Origin of the sequence: Shewanella youngdeokensis (assembly GCF_033180165.1) — a bacterium.
In the GTDB taxonomy this organism is placed as follows: domain Bacteria; phylum Pseudomonadota; class Gammaproteobacteria; order Enterobacterales; family Shewanellaceae; genus Shewanella; species Shewanella youngdeokensis.
This window is the reverse complement of record NZ_CP136522.1, coordinates 485325-502279: the sequence shown is the minus strand read 5'-3', so window position 1 is coordinate 502279 and position 16955 is coordinate 485325. Positions and strand designations below refer to the sequence as shown.

Annotated in this window: 18 protein-coding genes; 11 read left to right on the top strand and 7 right to left on the bottom strand. The window is 43.3% G+C overall.

The genetic code is table 11. The annotated features are described in order from the left end of the window. Positions 1–61 precede the first annotated feature (61 nt). Positions 62–595 carry an RNA 2',3'-cyclic phosphodiesterase gene (gene thpR, locus RGE70_RS02150; RefSeq protein WP_310469915.1) on the top strand — a complete coding sequence of 178 codons (534 nt, stop codon included), beginning with the start codon at positions 62–64 and terminating at the stop codon, positions 593–595. Between the two features lie 63 nt (positions 596–658). Next, on the top strand, positions 659–970 hold the full coding sequence (locus tag RGE70_RS02145) for a hypothetical protein (RefSeq protein WP_310469914.1): 312 nt from the start codon (positions 659–661) through the stop codon (positions 968–970). A gap of 967 nt (positions 971–1937) precedes the next feature. Here RGE70_RS02145 and RGE70_RS02140 read toward each other — a convergent pair. Beyond that, entirely contained in the window at positions 1938–2852 is a 915-nt protein-coding gene (locus RGE70_RS02140; RefSeq protein WP_310469913.1) for a winged helix-turn-helix domain-containing protein, read from the bottom strand. Positions 2853–3111: 259 nt separating this feature from the next. Then, positions 3112–4389 (bottom strand): aminopeptidase PepB, encoded by a 1278-nt coding sequence (pepB, locus tag RGE70_RS02135; RefSeq protein ID WP_310469912.1) that lies wholly within the window; start codon positions 4387–4389, stop codon positions 3112–3114. Positions 4390–4634: 245 nt separating this feature from the next. Here pepB and sfsA point away from each other — a divergent pair, with 245 nt between their 5' ends. The 9 genes from sfsA to RGE70_RS02090 all read left to right on the top strand — a co-directional run bounded on the left by sfsA (position 4635) and on the right by RGE70_RS02090 (position 12051). After that, positions 4635–5339: a DNA/RNA nuclease SfsA gene (sfsA, locus tag RGE70_RS02130; protein ID WP_310472894.1), complete on the top strand. Its 705-nt coding sequence runs from the start codon at positions 4635–4637 to the stop codon at positions 5337–5339. A gap of 160 nt (positions 5340–5499) precedes the next feature. Next, positions 5500–5943: an RNA polymerase-binding protein DksA gene (gene dksA, locus RGE70_RS02125; RefSeq protein ID WP_310469911.1), complete on the top strand. Its 444-nt coding sequence runs from the start codon at positions 5500–5502 to the stop codon at positions 5941–5943. A gap of 56 nt (positions 5944–5999) precedes the next feature. Further along, positions 6000–6878, top strand: a complete 879-nt coding sequence (gene gluQRS / locus RGE70_RS02120) for a tRNA glutamyl-Q(34) synthetase GluQRS (protein WP_310469910.1) — start codon at positions 6000–6002, stop codon at positions 6876–6878. Positions 6879–7060: 182 nt separating this feature from the next. Then, positions 7061–8365, top strand: a complete 1305-nt coding sequence (gene pcnB / locus RGE70_RS02115; RefSeq protein WP_375087888.1) for a polynucleotide adenylyltransferase PcnB — start codon at positions 7061–7063, stop codon at positions 8363–8365. Further along, positions 8365–8841 (top strand): 2-amino-4-hydroxy-6-hydroxymethyldihydropteridine diphosphokinase, encoded by a 477-nt coding sequence (gene folK, locus RGE70_RS02110; protein WP_310469909.1) that lies wholly within the window; start codon positions 8365–8367, stop codon positions 8839–8841. Before pcnB ends, folK begins: the two co-directional genes overlap by 1 nt. A 312-nt stretch (positions 8842–9153) precedes the next feature. After that, positions 9154–9948, top strand: coding sequence for a 3-methyl-2-oxobutanoate hydroxymethyltransferase (gene panB / locus RGE70_RS02105; RefSeq protein WP_310469908.1), 795 nt, complete (start codon positions 9154–9156; stop codon positions 9946–9948). 46 nt (positions 9949–9994) lie between these two features. Continuing rightward, positions 9995–10846, top strand: coding sequence for a pantoate--beta-alanine ligase (panC, locus tag RGE70_RS02100; RefSeq protein ID WP_310469907.1), 852 nt, complete (start codon positions 9995–9997; stop codon positions 10844–10846). A gap of 324 nt (positions 10847–11170) precedes the next feature. Beyond that, positions 11171–11680, top strand: coding sequence for a DUF4124 domain-containing protein (locus RGE70_RS02095; RefSeq protein ID WP_310469906.1), 510 nt, complete (start codon positions 11171–11173; stop codon positions 11678–11680). A 29-nt stretch (positions 11681–11709) separates the two neighbouring features. Further along, positions 11710–12051, top strand: coding sequence for a DUF4144 family protein (locus RGE70_RS02090; protein ID WP_310469905.1), 342 nt, complete (start codon positions 11710–11712; stop codon positions 12049–12051). Positions 12052–12105: 54 nt separating this feature from the next. Here the strand turns inward: RGE70_RS02090 and RGE70_RS02085 are convergent, their stop codons facing one another. The 5 genes from RGE70_RS02085 to mpl all read right to left on the bottom strand — a co-directional run bounded on the left by RGE70_RS02085 (position 12106) and on the right by mpl (position 16687). Further along, entirely contained in the window at positions 12106–12876 is a 771-nt protein-coding gene (locus RGE70_RS02085; protein WP_310472892.1) for an ABC transporter permease, read from the bottom strand. 2 nt (positions 12877–12878) lie between these two features. After that, the gene (locus RGE70_RS02080) at positions 12879–13823 is read right to left on the bottom strand and encodes an ABC transporter ATP-binding protein (RefSeq protein ID WP_310469904.1); all 945 of its coding nucleotides are present in this window, start codon (positions 13821–13823) and stop codon (positions 12879–12881) included. 283 nt (positions 13824–14106) lie between these two features. Further along, positions 14107–14634, bottom strand: a complete 528-nt coding sequence (gene hpt / locus RGE70_RS02075; protein WP_310469903.1) for a hypoxanthine phosphoribosyltransferase — start codon at positions 14632–14634, stop codon at positions 14107–14109. A 7-nt stretch (positions 14635–14641) separates the two neighbouring features. Continuing rightward, positions 14642–15295 (bottom strand): flavin prenyltransferase UbiX, encoded by a 654-nt coding sequence (locus RGE70_RS02070; RefSeq protein WP_310469902.1) that lies wholly within the window; start codon positions 15293–15295, stop codon positions 14642–14644. Positions 15296–15301: 6 nt separating this feature from the next. Beyond that, the gene (gene mpl, locus RGE70_RS02065) at positions 15302–16687 is read right to left on the bottom strand and encodes a UDP-N-acetylmuramate:L-alanyl-gamma-D-glutamyl-meso-diaminopimelate ligase (protein WP_310469901.1); all 1386 of its coding nucleotides are present in this window, start codon (positions 16685–16687) and stop codon (positions 15302–15304) included. Positions 16688–16955 lie beyond the last annotated feature (268 nt).

The following is a 16955-nucleotide window of genomic DNA, read 5'->3' as shown; positions in this document are numbered from 1 at the left end:
CTCTAAAACCCTCTACTGACTAAGCACTCCTCAGATTTTATCACTCGATGCAGGAAAAACGATGCCAAAGAAAACAGATAATACTGTAAAAAGAGTATTTCTAGGCTTTTCATTAACGCCACAACAAACTGCACAAGTGCAGGCTATTCAGCAACAGCTCCCCAAAAGCGTTAGGTTAGTACCAGCACGAAATTTACATGTAACTCTGGCATTTTTAGGGCAAGTAAATTCAAGCACGCTTGACGCTCTAATCTTGGCTGTAGACGCGTTAGAAAAACCTGGTTTTGCGGTTTCATTAGATTTAGTTGAGCATTGGCAACAACCCAAAATACTCTGCCTTAAAGGTCAAGCTTCTGACCCCAGCCTTATTTCCCTAGCTAATGCTGGGCAACTACTTGCCAAACAATTAAGGCTTCATCAAAGTGAGCATGAATTTACTCCTCACATCACGTTGTCGAGAAAGGCCAAAATGGCGGTACACAACCTGAGCTATGTACCGCTAATAATGCAACCGACAGCATTGCACCTTTTTGAATCTTTTAGCGGCAATAATGGCGTTGAATATCCAATCCTACATTCTTGGCAACTTAATTAGACTGTTGAGCTATCGCAAAGTAAGCTAATCTATGCCGCATTATTTACAGGATCAGGTTTACCCATGACTACATCGCAAATTACGAAAGTACAGCTTACTGAGCTATTATCATCTTGGAAGCAAGGAAAAATCACTGCTGAAGAGTTACAAAACTGGATGATCACACACTACGATCCACCAGAAGTAGTGATTGGACAAGGCGAAGCTGAATGGACTCAAGAAGCGATGAATATCGTCATGAATGAGTATGAGATAGCCAAAATAGCCAAGTTCAGATTAGACAATGCCCAGTATGCTATCGATTTCGTTAATTGTACCGAAGCTAATTTTAATCAAACTAAGCATCTATTTATTCAAGATGGCTTTACTGACTAATTTACTGTGACCTTGCCTTTACACTGACTTTAAATATCTAGTTAGCAAATCTCAACGCGTTTGATGCAAGCGCAACTTAATAGCAGCTGACTCCATAATTAAGCTGCCAACATTTGTGTTAAATGAGCTATTTTAACCGCTTTGAGATTCGTTTTTTTTGAGATTGAAAGTCTAACTCATCGTTCTTTGATGTTATTTTTAGCGCCATTAATATACTTGCTAATTTTTGCAAAAAAAATGCCACCTAAGCTCAGGTGGCGAATCGAAGAACTGTAAATAAGGTTGGATGGTTATCCAGCAAGCCATTTAAAAGTCATGAACAAAGCAAAAGGATTAGTGTTCAATGCGCTAGTGACTTGATAACTAATAGATACCATATGAGTTGCGATCTACCCATTGAGAAACTTTGAATTTGTTTGAAAAATCTTGAATTGAAATTTAAACGTTAAAAAACAGTCATTAATTAAATTTATCGAGCCACAACTTATTAAGTAAATACGAATACACACCTAAATGCAAATGATTATTAATATTTATAACTACTCATAATTACTTTAAATATAATGTTAAAGCTCAGTATGAATATTTGCCGCTAAAAACTAATGCTAATCTCAGCAGCGTAATTTAGCACATCACTCACAACCAAATATTATAATGAGCCTCTTTAACGTTAGTAGTACTTAGTCTTAATCAACAAAATAAGCACTGCAGATGCATTTACGCCGTCATATTCGCTAACACGAACACTATTTATACGTTGGTAAAATAGCAATTGAATAACTTAATACTTTCGCTGCGTCAGAAAGCCCGAGCATTGCGGTATGGTATTTCATTTTAACTGCGTAAAGAGTTGCTATTAAAGCCGCTAGCTCCGTCTTTTTGAGCGCCATCATTGGCTCAAATAAAACTAAGTAGCAGGAGTAAATGTTGATGATGAAAGTGGTATTTTAGTGAAAGGGTTTACCAGTTAAAAATGCGCTAGTACTTGCTCATACAAAGACTCGCTATCGACTAGCACCCCTTGGCCACCACTGCGAGTAATCGTGTCAATTAAGCCTGCCTCATCTTCAAAAGTATAAATATAAAAATCAACTTGATGCCCGGCCGCCCTCATCGATTGTAACAGCTTAAGTCCGGCAAGCGAGTCGCCATGGCGTTCCATATCAGAGATCACAGCTTCATATTGGTACCTTGATAACAAAACCATCGCTTCTTCAGATGTCAGTGTGCTGTATACCTCAATATTCAAGGCTTGGAAGTAGGCTTTTTCCATCAAATTGTTTTGAGGATGATCGTCTATCCAAAGCACTCTACCAAGTGTCTGTGTCGACTCAGTTGCATTAAGGTAGTTAGTATTGACCGCCGACTGACTATTTACGCCTCCCAGCCTAAATTGAAACACTAGGGCTAGCACGAGCAACAGAGCAATCAATACCTTAGCGAAAATTTCCCACCAAGAGATAGGGTTGGTATTTTTTCTGCGCTCAACATAAGTATCGCGCTGGTTTGAAGGTTCAGTGACTGTTGCAGGGGGATCGACGACATGGTTGTCTGTAACGCTTGACTGGCTAAGTTGCTTACCTAAAGAATGATCAAGGCGATAACCCCGCCCATGAATGGTTTGAATTAGTGCGTTGTCATAGCCAGCTTTGCAAAATATTTTACGGGTATCGGAAACTAACTTAGAAAGAGACATATCAGACACAATTGTGCCTACCCATATGGTGTCTAAACAGGTTTGTTTTGAGCAGTAATCAGGGTAGGAGTCGGCTAACAATTGAATAAGCATAATATTACGCTCATCAATCGGAACTTTGTTTCCATTGATTGATAACTCTGCAGTTTCACTATCAATACAGAATTCACTAAAACTAAGCTTCATAGACGACAAACCAATACTTAAGCAAAAAAAAGACTACAAACAACAATATTGCAACATTAATACGGTATAGCAAAGCGGATTTTAACAAAGTGCACAATATAAATGTGACTCAAAGTGTAAATATGTATTAATGGCAGCTTTAAATATATTGACCGAGCTTTTAAAAAGAGCGCAAATATGTCGCCATACCTGCGCTTTTAGAAAAATAAAATACTGAGCAAGTGCCCAATAAAATATTCACTCACACTAATATTGTTTATTAATCTTCTAATAAGCCTGCAATGGTCAACACACCATGTGTCGTTGCACCTGCAGCCCATAATGCATCACCAGAATCAGAAAATGCCGAAGCTAAATCAATATGTAACCAGTTTGTGTTAGGGGCTACAAAGCGCCATAAGAAACCCGCTGCATTTGAAGCACCACCCGCACCACCACCTTTCATTGCGCGACTATTCGCAGTGTCTGCGTATGGGCTTGGGCAATTATCTCGATGCCAAGGATCAAGTGGTAATGGCCACACCCGCTCGCCTGCTGCTAATGCTTTTTCTTGTGCTAGGGCCAGTACTTCTGCTTGAGGCGAGAAGATCGCGTTGTAGTTAGTACCTACAGCCATAACCGCAGCGCCCGTTAACGTCGCAGCGTCGATAACCAATGGTGCTCCAGTTTCAGACGCGGCCTGCAAACCATCAGCCAAAACTAAACGGCCTTCGGCATCGGTGTTGACCACTTCAACAGTGACACCATTTTTGTAGGTTAGAATGTCGCCTAACTTATAAGCGTGACCGCTAATGAGGTTTTCAGCACAGCATAAAAACAGTTTAACGCGCTTATTTAGACCTGACTTAATGGCTAAGCCAAGTGCAGCGGTAACGGTTGCAGCGCCGCCCATATCACACTTCATGCCCAACATTCCTTCAGAGCCTTTAATGCTGTAGCCACCTGAGTCAAAAGTAATCCCTTTACCCACTAGCGCCACAGCAACATCGGCATCACTAGCAAGCGGGTTATAGTCAACTTCCAACAATGCAGGTGGACGTTCGCTGCCGCGGCCGACTGCATGGATCCCTATCCATTGATGTTCTAATAACGCTTCGCCTTCGATAATTCGGTAACTAACTTTATCGCCGCCAATTTCGCTCAGCCACTCAGCAGCCTGCGTAGCTAAAACCATCGGAGATAAGTTTTCAGGAGTTTCATTGATTAAGTGCCGGGCAAAATTAGCGCTAGCAAGTCGGTTTGCTAATATTGTCTGACTCGCAGCATCACCGGTCCATTGTACTTGTGGCTGCGCCTTGGCGGTTGCAAAACCTTGAGCAAATGCCCACTGTAGATCAACCGTCCATAACCCCCCTTCTAACGCAACAGAACTGACGCCTTGGCTTTGAAGTTTGCGAGCAGCTTGCTGAACTTGGCGCTGAACATCACCCGCCTTGATATGCACAATGGCCATGTCATTTTGAAAAGTAACACTGGCTGTGCCCCAGTGCGGAGCTGGTGCATCTTGAGTGAGGGTCACTTTCATTAAATCTGTCATTTTCGGTCCTTAAAATATGAATCGATCAGCAATAGTACTCTCGATTAACTTATTATTTTCAACTGAGTTTACTGGATCCCTTACGATATCTAAAGTCAGCGCTCAATTAGCCAACCATATAACCTCATTTAAACAGCAGCTTAATTAATTAGCTTAATCTAAGATTAAAAACCTAAAACCGCCTTTCTTCACCCAACAACTCTGTTAACCTAACGTCAATATAATCGTCATTTATGAAGGTAATGATGCAGTTTAGCCCGGCATTTCAAAGCGCGACTTTAATCCAACGCTACAAGCGTTTTCTCACCGACATCACTTTAGACGATGGCACTGAAGTGACCATCCACTGCCCCAACACAGGCTCTATGCGCAACTGTTTATTTCCACAATCTAAGATATGGTTTTCGGTATCAGATAACCCCAAGCGCAAATACAGCCGCACTTGGGAGCTAGCACAAACGCCAGATGGGCATATGATTGGTATTAACACAGGACGAGCTAATGCCCTCGCTGAAGAGGCGATTAATGCCAAGATAATTACTGAGTTATGCGGTTACTCATCATTACGACGAGAAGTTAAATATGGCAGTGAAAACAGCCGTATAGATATATTACTAGAAGACCAGCAACGGGGTCGATGCTATGTTGAAGTTAAAAGTTGTACGTTACTGGAGCAAGGGCAAGGTTATTTTCCTGATGCAGTTACCACACGCGGGCAAAAGCATTTACGTGAATTAATAGAGATGGTGCAACAAGGCCATAGAGCCGTATTACTGTTTGTTGTGCAGCATACTGGTATCGACTCTGTACAAGCCGCTGCACATATCGATCCGGCTTACGCAGCGTTACTTAATGAAGCATTTTTAGCTGGCGTAGAGATCATTGCCTATAGTGCTTCTTTGTCTGCGACGTCAGTAAATTTGGTTAAATCCTGTCCGGTTAAACTTTAAATCTTGATATAGAGTTGAATTTGTACTTAATAGCGGGGATAGTCAAAGAATCAAGTCCAGACAACACAAATTATTTGCCTCTATATCAGGTTTCTGGTATAGATAGCGGCCATTATTATTCGGACGCCCTACAACGCAAATGATTAACAGGAGATGCGTTATGCCTCAAGGCACAAAAAAACTCGGCGTGCTCGCTATCGCAGGTGTAGAACCTTACCAGGAAAAACCAGGTGAGGAGTACATGAACGAGGACCAATCGGGTCACTTCAAGACCATTCTTGAAGCTTGGCGTAACCAATTGCGTGAAGAAGTCGATCGTACTCTTAATCACATGCAAGATGAAGCCGCTAACTTCCCGGATCCTGTCGATCGCGCTGCCCAAGAAGAAGAATTTAGTTTAGAACTTCGTGCTCGCGATAGAGAACGCAAACTAATTAAGAAGATTGAAAAGACACTACAGTTTATCGAAGATGAAGATTTCGGTTTCTGTAATTCTTGCGGTATCGAAATCGGTATCCGTCGTCTAGAAGCTCGCCCAACAGCCGATCAGTGTATCGATTGTAAAACGCTTGCTGAAATCAAAGAAAAGCAGATGGCGGGATAACCGCTATCTTAAGGTGCGGAGCTCTAGGCTCCGCGCTTTTATTTTGCGCTGCATAAATGATTAACCCACCCCCTTACATTGGCCGTTTTGCGCCGTCCCCTTCTGGTCCGCTTCATTTTGGTTCATTGATTGCTGCCTTAGGCAGTTTTTTGCGTGCCCGCTCCATGGGTGGCCAATGGCTTGTGCGTATCGAAGACATTGATCCACCAAGAGAAGTCGCTGGTGCTAGCCATCTGATTTTAAAAACATTAGAAGCCTATGGCTTGCACTGGGATCAGTCGGTGCTGTATCAAAGCCAACGCTTAAATGTGTATCAGCAACAAATAGAGCAACTACTCAGCACTGATAGTGCTTATTACTGCCAGTGTACCCGAAAACAAATTAAAGCCATGGGTGGCAGCTATGACGGCCGCTGCGGTACACGGGTTCAGCCCCATAAAGAGGGCGCTATACGCATTCGGAACCACTATGGTGTTGCACAATTTCAAGACCAACTAAAAGGCAGCATCAATGTCGACAACGACTTTGCCACAGAAGATTTTATTATTAAGCGCAGTGATGGCCTATACGCGTATCAATTAGCTGTGGTTCTTGATGATATTCACCAGCAAATAACCGAGGTTGTGCGCGGCTCAGACTTGCTTGAACCAACTTGCCGTCAGTTAAGTTTATTTAAATTATTAAATCAACCAAGCCCTAATTGGTTGCACCTGCCTTTAGCTTGCACAGAAAAAGGCCGCAAGTTATCAAAACAAAACCATGCAACCGCCATTAATGTCGACAAACCTCAAGCAAGTATTAATGCTGCTTTAGCATTTTTGGGGCAAGCTAAAGTGACACCTGAAACCCAAGTCAGTATAATGCTTGAACAAGCAGTAAGTCAGTTTGATTTAAGCAAAGTGCCTAGCCAAACTGAAATACTCCTAGCGACGTAAGCTCAATCGTATACTCATTGAGCTTTAATTGAGTTATCATAGCCAACTTATTTTTACGTTAAGCTTAAGATCCATATTAGAGGTGTCCCATTTTTCGCCGTATTAGCCAATTCTGTAAAAAGTTATTTGACGATAGTTCAAAAGCTGAAGAAAGTACTCAGGCTGGCCTGAGTTTAGAAGTTGTGCCTCGAAAAGCGCACTCGATTTCTCGTAGACAGATCAGCGATAACGCGATCAAAGTCCTGTACAGGCTCAATAGGTCAGGTTTTAAAGCCTACTTAGTTGGCGGCGGGGTGCGTGATATTTTGCTGGGGCTTCAACCTAAAGATTTTGACGTGGTAACCAACGCTACCCCTGAAGAAATTAAAAAACTTTTCCGTAACTGCCGCCTTGTTGGCAGACGTTTTCGTTTAGCACACATTGTTTTTGGCCGCGATATTATCGAAGTCGCGACCTTGCGTGGCCACCATGTTGACAGCGTAGAGACCGTATCTAAAACGAACGAATCTGGTCGACTGCTGCGTGATAACGTTTACGGCAGTATTGATGAAGACGCCGAACGTCGTGACTTTACCATTAATGCTCTTTATTACGATATCAGTGATTTCTCTATTCATAGTTATGGCGGTGGATTACAAGATTTAGAATCGCATACCATTCGCCTAATTGGGGACCCTGAGACTCGCTATCGCGAAGATCCTGTACGCATGCTTCGAGCAGTTCGTTTTGCGACCAAACTTGATATGAACATTGAGCCTGCAGCTGCGGCGCCAATTCCAACTTTGGCCGCGCTACTTAAAGACATTCCTGCTGCGCGCATGTACGAAGAAATTCTCAAGCTGTATTTTGCGGGTAAAGCCTCGCAAAACTACAATATGATGCGCGATTTAGGCTTATTTGCTCCGTTATTTCCATTGGTCGATGCCCAGTTAAATGAATCGCCTCACGGACCTATCGCCAAATTATTGCAAGAAATGATGGAAAACACGGACTTGCGCGTTAAGCAAGACAAACCCGTAACGCCTGCCTTTTTCTATGCAGCATTATTATGGTATCCACTTAGTCAACGAGCTGATGACATTGCCCTAGAAAGTGGCTTAAGCCTCTATGATGCATACACCGCTGCGATGGGTGACGTGATGGAGCAACAATGCCGCTCAATCAGCATTCCACGCCGATTTAGTAGCGTCACTAAAGACATCTGGCAACTTCAATTGCGTTTTGAACGCAATAAAGGCACTAAAGCATTTAGATTTATCGAACACCCTAAATTTAGAGCTGCATATGACTTACTGTTACTACGCGGCTCTGCTGAGGGCGGAAGTGTGGCAAAAAATGCGGCATGGTGGCAGAGCTTTGTTGAGGGTAATGAAGAGCAACGTAACGTTATTGCAAAATCAGGCAACAAAGGCGGTCGTAACCGCAATGCACAGCGCCGTCGCCGCAAGCCTTCAACCAAGGCAGCCCCAGCTAAACCTGTAGAATAATGATTCAAGTCTATGTTGCACTCGGGGCTAATTTAAGCGAACCAGTCGAACAACTCAACAATGCTTGCCAAGCATTGTTGAGCCTTGCTTCCAACCATTCATTTAGAGTTTCTCCGTACTACCGTTCCGCGCCTATGGGGGATGTTGAACAACCCGATTACGTGAATGCCGTTGCGAGTTTTAGTACGAGCTTGTCACCCATCGCGCTGCTCGATGCGTTGCAAGAAATTGAAAATAATCAAGGCCGACTCCGCACATTACGCTGGGGTCCTCGAACTCTTGATTTAGATCTACTGCTATATGGCAATGAGGTCATCAACCTGCCCAGGCTCACTGTTCCCCATTACGGCATGCAGCAACGCAGCTTTGTATTGGTGCCGCTATTTGACTTAGCACCAGAGTTAATTTTACCTGATGCGACGCCACTGCGCAGTTTAGTAACAGACGCCCTAGTCGCTCAGCTGCAACGGGCGTAATAGTAAGCCGGATAAGTCATCATCTTATACATCATCACCGCTTCTGAGCTCTCAACATTCACCCTTACCAGCCACGGCACCATACCATTTAGCGCGATTATATTATTGAATTAACATCGGCAGTACTGTAATTTCATCCCTTAAGCAGGGTCACTTTTCAGCATGCATAACGCCGCAGTTTGAAGCGGTTTGGGTATAGTCTTCGTTTTTGATAAGATGACACCGTTAGCACAGAGTTTGCTCCCAAGATCATAGAAGTGTTGCCACGCATGGCATAAAACAGCTTCACAAATTAGGTTCTAAAATACCACTATGTCTAAAATAACAAGTTCCACACTGCGTACCTTCAAAAATGAAGGCAAAAAATTCACTGCATTAACGGCCTATGATGCCAGCTTTGCAAACGCATTCGATAGTGAAGGCGTTGACGTATTATTAGTCGGTGATTCAATGGGCATGGTACTTCAAGGACATAACGACACGCTTCCGGTGACAGTTGACGACATTGCTTACCATACTCGATGCGTTAGTCGTGGCATAAAGCGGGCGCTACTGATTGCCGATATGCCATTTATGAGTTACGCCACGCCAGAACAAACCATGACAAATGCCACAACGTTAATGCAAGCGGGTGCTAGCATGGTTAAAGTCGAAGGCGGCCACTGGCTACTTGAAAGCGTTAAGATGCTCACCGAGCGCGGTATTCCTGTTTGTGCACATTTAGGCTTAACACCTCAGTCTGTGCATGTGTTTGGAGGTTTTAAGATCCAAGGCCGCGGTGCAGACAATGCGCAGCGTATTCTTGATGAAGCCAAGGCACTCGAAGCCGCAGGTGCACAGCTGTTAGTCGTTGAATGCATTCCTGTTGAGTTAGCTAAAACGATTACAGAAGCCTTAACAATCCCAGTGATTGGTATTGGTGCTGGTGCAGTTACTGATGGCCAAATTTTGGTAATGCATGATGTATTAGGCATTTCCAGTGGCTATATTCCGCGTTTTTCGAAAAACTACCTAAAACAAACCGGCGAGATCCGCAGCGCCGTTCGAGCCTATATCGATGAAGTCGCTCAAGGTGTTTTTCCAGCGGAAGAACACACCTTTAATTAAGCCCTTGTTCATCCGTTTTATTAGTCAGTGTTAGAGCAGTCGTATCATGATCACCACAGAATCAATTAGCGCTATTCGCGAGCAAGTACGCGCATGGCGCAAAAAAGGCGAAACAGTTGCCTTTGTGCCTACTATGGGCAACTTACACCAAGGCCACCTTACATTGGTCAAAGAAGCGCGAGAACGAGCCGATCATGTTGTTGCCTCGATTTTTGTAAACCCGATGCAATTTGGTCAAAACGAAGATCTTGATGCCTACCCAAGAACTCTGGCAGATGATCAACACGCATTGATAGAAGCTGGAGTAGAACTACTGTTCACTCCTACGCCTGCCATCATCTACCCGAAAGGCATGGACGCACAAACGTTTGTAGAAGTGCCATTAATATCAACACAACTGTGTGGTGAAAGTCGCCCAGGGCATTTTCGTGGTGTCGCTACGATTGTGTGTAAACTATTTAATATTGTCCAACCGGATCTTGCCGTATTTGGCCAAAAAGATTTTCAGCAATTGTTAGTGATTAAAACCATGGTTGAAGACCTGTCGATGCCGATTGAAATTATTGGCGTTGACACCATACGTGAACCTTCAGGTCTTGCTATGAGCTCACGTAATGGCTATTTAAGCCCAGCACAAAAGCAACAGGCTGCCGTGCTAAAGCAAACCTTAGATAGCATGGCGCTGGCGTTACAAGCGGGTCAAAATGATGACGAGGTTATTCGTGCAGCGCAAAAATCAATTGTCGATGCAGGCTTTAAGCATGACTACCTTGATATTCGCAGCGCAAAGACATTCAGTAAAGTGTTTGAAGAAAATGACCGAGAACGGGTTATTTTGCTAGCAGCTTACATGGGAAATGTCCGCTTGATTGATAATATCACCGTAAAACTAAACTAACGGGTTATATTGGTGGCTTACAACAACAGTTTAAGCCACTTTACACTCGCAGTAATTAAATCACTTTTAGCGTAAAACTCCTTAAGCCATTCAATATCATCACTATATTCAGCCTAATATATTTGTATTCTGACTGTGACAACTTAATGATACGCATCAACTTGCCATCCGAAACTGGTGTTATGATTAATGTTAAGCCATAGTATATGTGCTGCAAAATGGACCTGCAGTATCAACACTACCGGCAAGCAAGTTATGTAAGTCGCTTATTTTATGTTGTGCGAGAATCAATATAACTTGAGCTATAAAAGGATGTAGGAGCCCATGTCAAAAATCATACTCTCGGTTATTTGTTTATCGTTAAGCATTTCAGTACAAGCAACTAGCAGTATCTATAAATGTTTTAAAGATGACAAAATAGTCTTTAGCCAACACTCCTGCCCTGCTGATTTTCGCCAGCATGAAATTGAATATGAATTTGGCATTACCACTGAAACCGACTCCGACAAGCCCATTTCGACACAAGATCCATTACAAGCACTATTTCAAAAAGGCGTTATTTCAAAAGAGCGATTATTGCAGCTTGTCGACGGTGAAGTGTATCGTTTAAACCAAGAAAACAGTTATTATGAAATCTTAAGAGTTAGTGAGCTACAAAAGCTTGAACGCAGTCGCTACTGGCAAAAAAAGGAAGTTGATCATCCAGAATTTACGCTTGCCAAACAGAAGATGAATGAACACTTTGATAACCTAATAAAAAGTAATACTTCGATGATTGAGCAGCTACTGAAGCGTAAACACCAAATTACTCAGCCTATTAATTTCACAGATTAATTAGCGCCACCACAGCGACACAGAACATAATGGTCACCACACTAAATACCTTAATTTGGCCAGCGATACTATTTCAACAAGATACCTGTGAATTATTGCTACTTGAAACCGCCCGTGAGTGGTCGATACAAACCAGCATGCTAGGCCTGCTAAAAGACTGTACTATTATTGACTATCGCGGCAGTTACTACCGTATTGTTGATGAAGCTCCAATCACTCTTACAACTGAGGTTGCGGCACCTTCAATGAAGCAACTGCAACAACGAGTGCAATTATACGCTAGCCAAAATGGCCACTGCTGTACCAGTAAATTGATGTTTAATTCTGTTGGCCAGTTATTCGATATGGTCAGATTTATTGAGCACAACTGACCAAAAAAAAGCCAATAATCAGATTATTGGCTTTAGTTGCATACTATATTACCGTTAGGTTCTCAGCCCTATTCCGCGCGAAATAAGATAATACGCAAGACTCCACAAGCCAACGCAAAAACCTACCATAATCGCGATTGAAACCGGAACGCTCATGTCGGCATAACCTAAAAAGCCAAACCTAAACACGTTAATCATATAGACCACAGGGTTAAGCGCTGACACACCTTGCCAAAAGTCAGGCAACAAAGACAATGAATAAAACACTCCACCTAAGTACGTCAATGGAGTTAATACAAAGGTCGGTACAATACTAATATCATCATAACTCTTTGCAAAAATAGCATTAATTAATCCGCCCAATGCAAATAGTACTGCGGTTAAAAACACAGTAAGTGCAACTAAGCCAGCATGGTGCAAGGTGATATCAACAAAACACATGGCCACTAATGTCACAATCGAGCCCACACAGAGTCCACGAGCAACCCCACCACCGACGTAACCTGCAATGATCACGTAATGTGGCACTGGCGCAACAATAAGCTCTTCTAGGTTACGTTGAAACTTAGCACTGAAAAATGAGGAAGCCACATTTGAATATGAGCTGGTAATCACCGCCATCATAATTAAACCAGGGGCAATGAACTCCATGTAAGACACGCCGCCCATTTCACCAATGCGTTTACCCACTAAGTTACCAAAAATCAAAAAGTACAGCGTCATACTGATCGCTGGCGGGACGAGGGTTTGGATCCAAATACGGGTAAAGCGGTTTATTTCTTTAGTTAAGATACTTTTAAAAGCTGTCAAATACAGCGCTTTCATATTCATTTTCCAGCTCCAGCAGCTTTGCCTTTTTCAACTAGCTCAACAAACAGCTCTTCAAGGCGGTTAGCCTTGTTACGCATCGACAGCACTTGAATGTTCTGTTCATTTAACTGCACAAAAACATCATTTAAACTCTGATCTTTCGCCACGTCGACCTCCAATGTATGCCCATCAGTTAAGCGGCATTCAATTGAATTTAGGTTCGGTTTTTCACTCAGGTTTACACCTAAATCTAATATGAAGGTTTCCATGTTTAAGCGGCTCAGCAACGACTTCATGCTAGTACATTCCACCAGCACACCTTTATCGATAATACCGATATTACGACACAACATTTCAGCTTCTTCTAAATAATGCGTCGTAAGAATGATCGTCACGCCTTGCGCATTAAGCTCTGTTAGAAAAGTCCACATTGACCGGCGTAGTTCAATATCAACACCTGCGGTTGGCTCATCTAAAATCAGAAGTTTAGGCTCATGCATTAATGCTCGAGCAATCATCAAACGGCGTTTCATGCCGCCTGACAGCTCACGAGCTGGACTATTGCGCTTTTCCCATAAATCTAGCTGGCTCAAGTGCTTTTCTGCACGTTGAAGTGCGATAGCTTTCTTGACGCCATAATAACCTGCTTGATTGGTCACAATTTGCAGTACCGTTTCAAACTGGTTGAAGTTAAACTCTTGTGGTACCAGCCCGATACTGAGCTTTGCCAGCTCAAGTTCACGATCAATATCATGCCCAAATACAGACACTGTTCCTGAACTTTTTTGCACTAACGAACTGATCACACCAATCGTAGTGGATTTACCTGCGCCATTAGGCCCAAGCAGCGCAAAAAAGTCGCCCTTGTTTACCGTTAGGCTGATCCCTTTTACCGCTTCAACTCCACCTTTATAGGTCTTCTTTAGAGAGTCGATAACCAAGGCTGCTTCTGTGTTCGCCATTGTTGTTCCAATCAATTAATTTAATACTCACCAATAATACTAAATGTGATGCATCAAGACACTGACAATGTATTAAGCCCGTCAGGCCAATCGGTGCTATTGTGCGTGCGTATTGCAAACGCGTTTGAGCTTACCTATTCACTTATTTAATATATCGATATCTGCAAACAAAAACTCCCGCCGGTGCGGGAGTCAATCATATTTCTTGTGCCCGAATGTGTTTAGCGACGACTAGCTCAAGCGTATTCATACTCGGTGCAAAATATATAAAGCAATAGCCGCCTTAAAGCGGAATAACTTTTGCGATGTATGGCAAGTTTCGGTATTGCTCCGCATAATCAATGCCATAACCTACAATAAATTCATCAGGAATAGTAAAACCAACAAAGTCCACTGGCACTTCAACCTCGCGACGCTCCGGCTTATCAAGTAGCGTACACAGCGCTAAGCTTTTTGGTTCACGAATGAGTAGCATTTCGCGCACTTTGTTTAAGGTATTGCCTGAGTCAATCAGATCTTCAACGATCAATACATCTCGACCTTGGATCTCAGACTGAACATCTTTAAGGATTTTAACATCTCGGGTACTTGTCATGCCGGTGCCATAGCTAGATACCGACATAAAATCGATCTCGACATGGCCTTTAATGCGTCGACAAAGATCCGCCATAAACACCACCGACCCCTTCAGTAAGCCGACCATTAACAGGCGATCGCTCTGTGCATAATGCGCGTTTATCTGTTCAGCTAAAATATCTAATTTTTGATCGATCTCTTCTGCAGAGATCATCATTTCTGTAGTGTGTTTCATAAAACTCTCAGTAGTCGATACCAATGGCATTATGCTTATCATAACCCCAGCGATTCGTTAATGCATGCTCAATGCCTAAATGATCAAGGATCCGAGCGACCATGAAGTCTACCAGATCTTCAACTGAATGGGGGTTATGATAAAAACCCGGCGCTGCCGGCATTATTGTGACCCCTAAACGCGATAGCGACAACATATGCTCTAAGTGTATAGCGCTTAATGGCGTTTCTCGTGGCACTAAGATCAATTGGCCACGCTCTTTTATCGTTACGTCTGCAGCACGTTCGAGCAAATTATTACTCATGCCCGTTGCAACGGCAGCTAATGTGCCTGTACTGCATGGGCAGATCACCATTTGCTTAGGCGCTGCGGAGCCTGAAGCAGGCGGTGAAAACCATTCCTCTTTACCCAGCACTATAAGCTCACCTGACACCTCGCCAAATTGTGCCAATAACTGCGCGGTGGCTTTTTCAGTATTACCACTAAGCTTTAACCCCTGCTCTGTCGCTAACACCACTCTCGCAGCTGACGAAATCATCAAAAACACTTGATACTGACTTTTGAGCAATATTTCTAATAACCTTAGGCCGTAGGGAGCACCAGAAGCGCCAGTCCAAGCCAAACTAATCGACTTGTTAGCTTTACGATATGTTTCACTCATGGCGATTTATTTACCTATTCCGGTGCTTAGCTGCGCTAGCAATTTTTGATGTAACCCATTAAAACCACCATTGCTCATGACAATAATAGTATCTCCACTGCTTACTTGGGCAACAACTTGTTCAATAATGTCATTAATATCATGTAACACGCTAACCGGTATCGCAGCGTTGCTCATTGCAGCGCTAATATCCCAGTCGATATCACCCGCCTGGTACATAAATACGTTGTCAGCCAAAGCCAACGAGTTAGCTAGAGTATCTTTGTGCACACCGCTTTTCATGGTATTTGAACGCGGCTCTAAAATCACGGTCACTTTACTGTTACCCACTTTAGCACGCATCCCTGCTAACGAGGTGCTGATAGCCGTCGGGTGGTGAGCAAAATCATCGTACACCTCAACCTCGTTAACACACCCTAATAATTCCATACGGCGTTTAGGAGGCGAAAATCGCGCTAGTGCCGCAATGGCAGCATCAGGTTTTACCCCCACATGGCGGGCTGCGGCAATTGCCATAACCGCGTTTTCAATATTATGTTGCCCAATAAGCTGCCAGTCCACTTCTCCTTGCAGCTCTGCGTTAAAGTGCACTTCAAATTGATGGCCATCATCACTAAGATTACGCGCATGCCAACCTTGCGTAACACTATGCAAATGATAAGTTTCTTGTTCACTCCAGCAACCGAGTTTAATCACTTGTTGCACACTTTGTGCATCAGCAGGCCAAATGATTTTACCATCGCCCGGAACGGTGCGAATGACATGGTTAAATTGACGCTGAATAGCGCTGAGATCGTCAAAAATATCTGCGTGATCAAACTCTAGGTTATTGATCACCAATGTACGCGGTTGATAATGGACAAACTTAGAGCGTTTATCGAAAAAAGCACTGTCGTATTCATCGGCTTCCACCACAAAAAATGGTGAACCACCAAGCCGTGCCGACACTCCAAAGTTTTGCGGTACCCCACCAATTAAGAAGCCAGGTTCGTAGCCACAATCTTCTAAGATCCATGCCAACATACTTGAGGTTGAAGTTTTACCGTGAGTACCAGACACCGCCAATACCCAGCGGTCAGCCAAAATATGCTCGGCTAAGAATTGCGGCCCAGAGGTATATTTAAGCCCACGGTTAAGTACAGCTTCAACACAAGGATTACCACGACTCATGGCATTGCCGATAACCACAAGATCCGGTGCATCGTCTTCATTTTGCCCTAACTGAGCCGGATCAAACCCTTGAATGAGCTCAATGCCTTGCTCTTCTAATTGCGTACTCATTGGCGGGTAAACATTTGTATCACTACCGGTTACCTTGTGCCCTTCAGCTCTAGCAAGCAACGCAAGGCCGCCCATGAAGGTGCCACAAATTCCTAAAATATGTACATGCATAGTGATCGCTCTGGTGGTTGAAAAATCTAGCTTATTCTAACCAATTGCGAACCGCTTTGTCAGTTAACTAATATTTTATAAATACGGGAACGACAAACTGCGCAGTATACGATTTCAGTAAGATCGCCCACAGTTGCAATAGCGAGGTGAGACAGAGTAAAGGGCAAGGGTTGAGACTGGATGAAACCTTAGCGGCAATTGCTAGGAGTTATATGGGTAGCGTTGATAGCCTATGAATAACGGTTACCACCATTATGGCGCGGCAGCT

What these genes read in the sequence shown, in the direction of transcription:
- thpR (WP_310469915.1), top strand. Translation starts at nt 62, where the DNA reads ATGCCAAAGAAAACAGATAATACTGTAAAAAGAGTATTTCTAGGCTTT.
- RGE70_RS02145 (WP_310469914.1), top strand. Translation starts at nt 659, where the DNA reads ATGACTACATCGCAAATTACGAAAGTACAGCTTACTGAGCTATTATCA.
- RGE70_RS02140 (WP_310469913.1), bottom strand. Translation starts at nt 2,852, where the DNA reads ATGAAGCTTAGTTTTAGTGAATTCTGTATTGATAGTGAAACTGCAGAG.
- pepB (WP_310469912.1), bottom strand. Translation starts at nt 4,389, where the DNA reads ATGACAGATTTAATGAAAGTGACCCTCACTCAAGATGCACCAGCTCCG.
- sfsA (WP_310472894.1), top strand. Translation starts at nt 4,635, where the DNA reads ATGCAGTTTAGCCCGGCATTTCAAAGCGCGACTTTAATCCAACGCTAC.
- dksA (WP_310469911.1), top strand. Translation starts at nt 5,500, where the DNA reads ATGCCTCAAGGCACAAAAAAACTCGGCGTGCTCGCTATCGCAGGTGTA.
- gluQRS (WP_310469910.1), top strand. Translation starts at nt 6,000, where the DNA reads ATGATTAACCCACCCCCTTACATTGGCCGTTTTGCGCCGTCCCCTTCT.
- folK (WP_310469909.1), top strand. Translation starts at nt 8,365, where the DNA reads ATGATTCAAGTCTATGTTGCACTCGGGGCTAATTTAAGCGAACCAGTC.
- panB (WP_310469908.1), top strand. Translation starts at nt 9,154, where the DNA reads ATGTCTAAAATAACAAGTTCCACACTGCGTACCTTCAAAAATGAAGGC.
- panC (WP_310469907.1), top strand. Translation starts at nt 9,995, where the DNA reads ATGATCACCACAGAATCAATTAGCGCTATTCGCGAGCAAGTACGCGCA.
- RGE70_RS02095 (WP_310469906.1), top strand. Translation starts at nt 11,171, where the DNA reads ATGTCAAAAATCATACTCTCGGTTATTTGTTTATCGTTAAGCATTTCA.
- RGE70_RS02090 (WP_310469905.1), top strand. Translation starts at nt 11,710, where the DNA reads ATGGTCACCACACTAAATACCTTAATTTGGCCAGCGATACTATTTCAA.
- RGE70_RS02085 (WP_310472892.1), bottom strand. Translation starts at nt 12,876, where the DNA reads ATGAAAGCGCTGTATTTGACAGCTTTTAAAAGTATCTTAACTAAAGAA.
- RGE70_RS02080 (WP_310469904.1), bottom strand. Translation starts at nt 13,823, where the DNA reads ATGGCGAACACAGAAGCAGCCTTGGTTATCGACTCTCTAAAGAAGACC.
- hpt (WP_310469903.1), bottom strand. Translation starts at nt 14,634, where the DNA reads ATGAAACACACTACAGAAATGATGATCTCTGCAGAAGAGATCGATCAA.
- RGE70_RS02070 (WP_310469902.1), bottom strand. Translation starts at nt 15,295, where the DNA reads ATGAGTGAAACATATCGTAAAGCTAACAAGTCGATTAGTTTGGCTTGG.
- mpl (WP_310469901.1), bottom strand. Translation starts at nt 16,687, where the DNA reads ATGCATGTACATATTTTAGGAATTTGTGGCACCTTCATGGGCGGCCTT.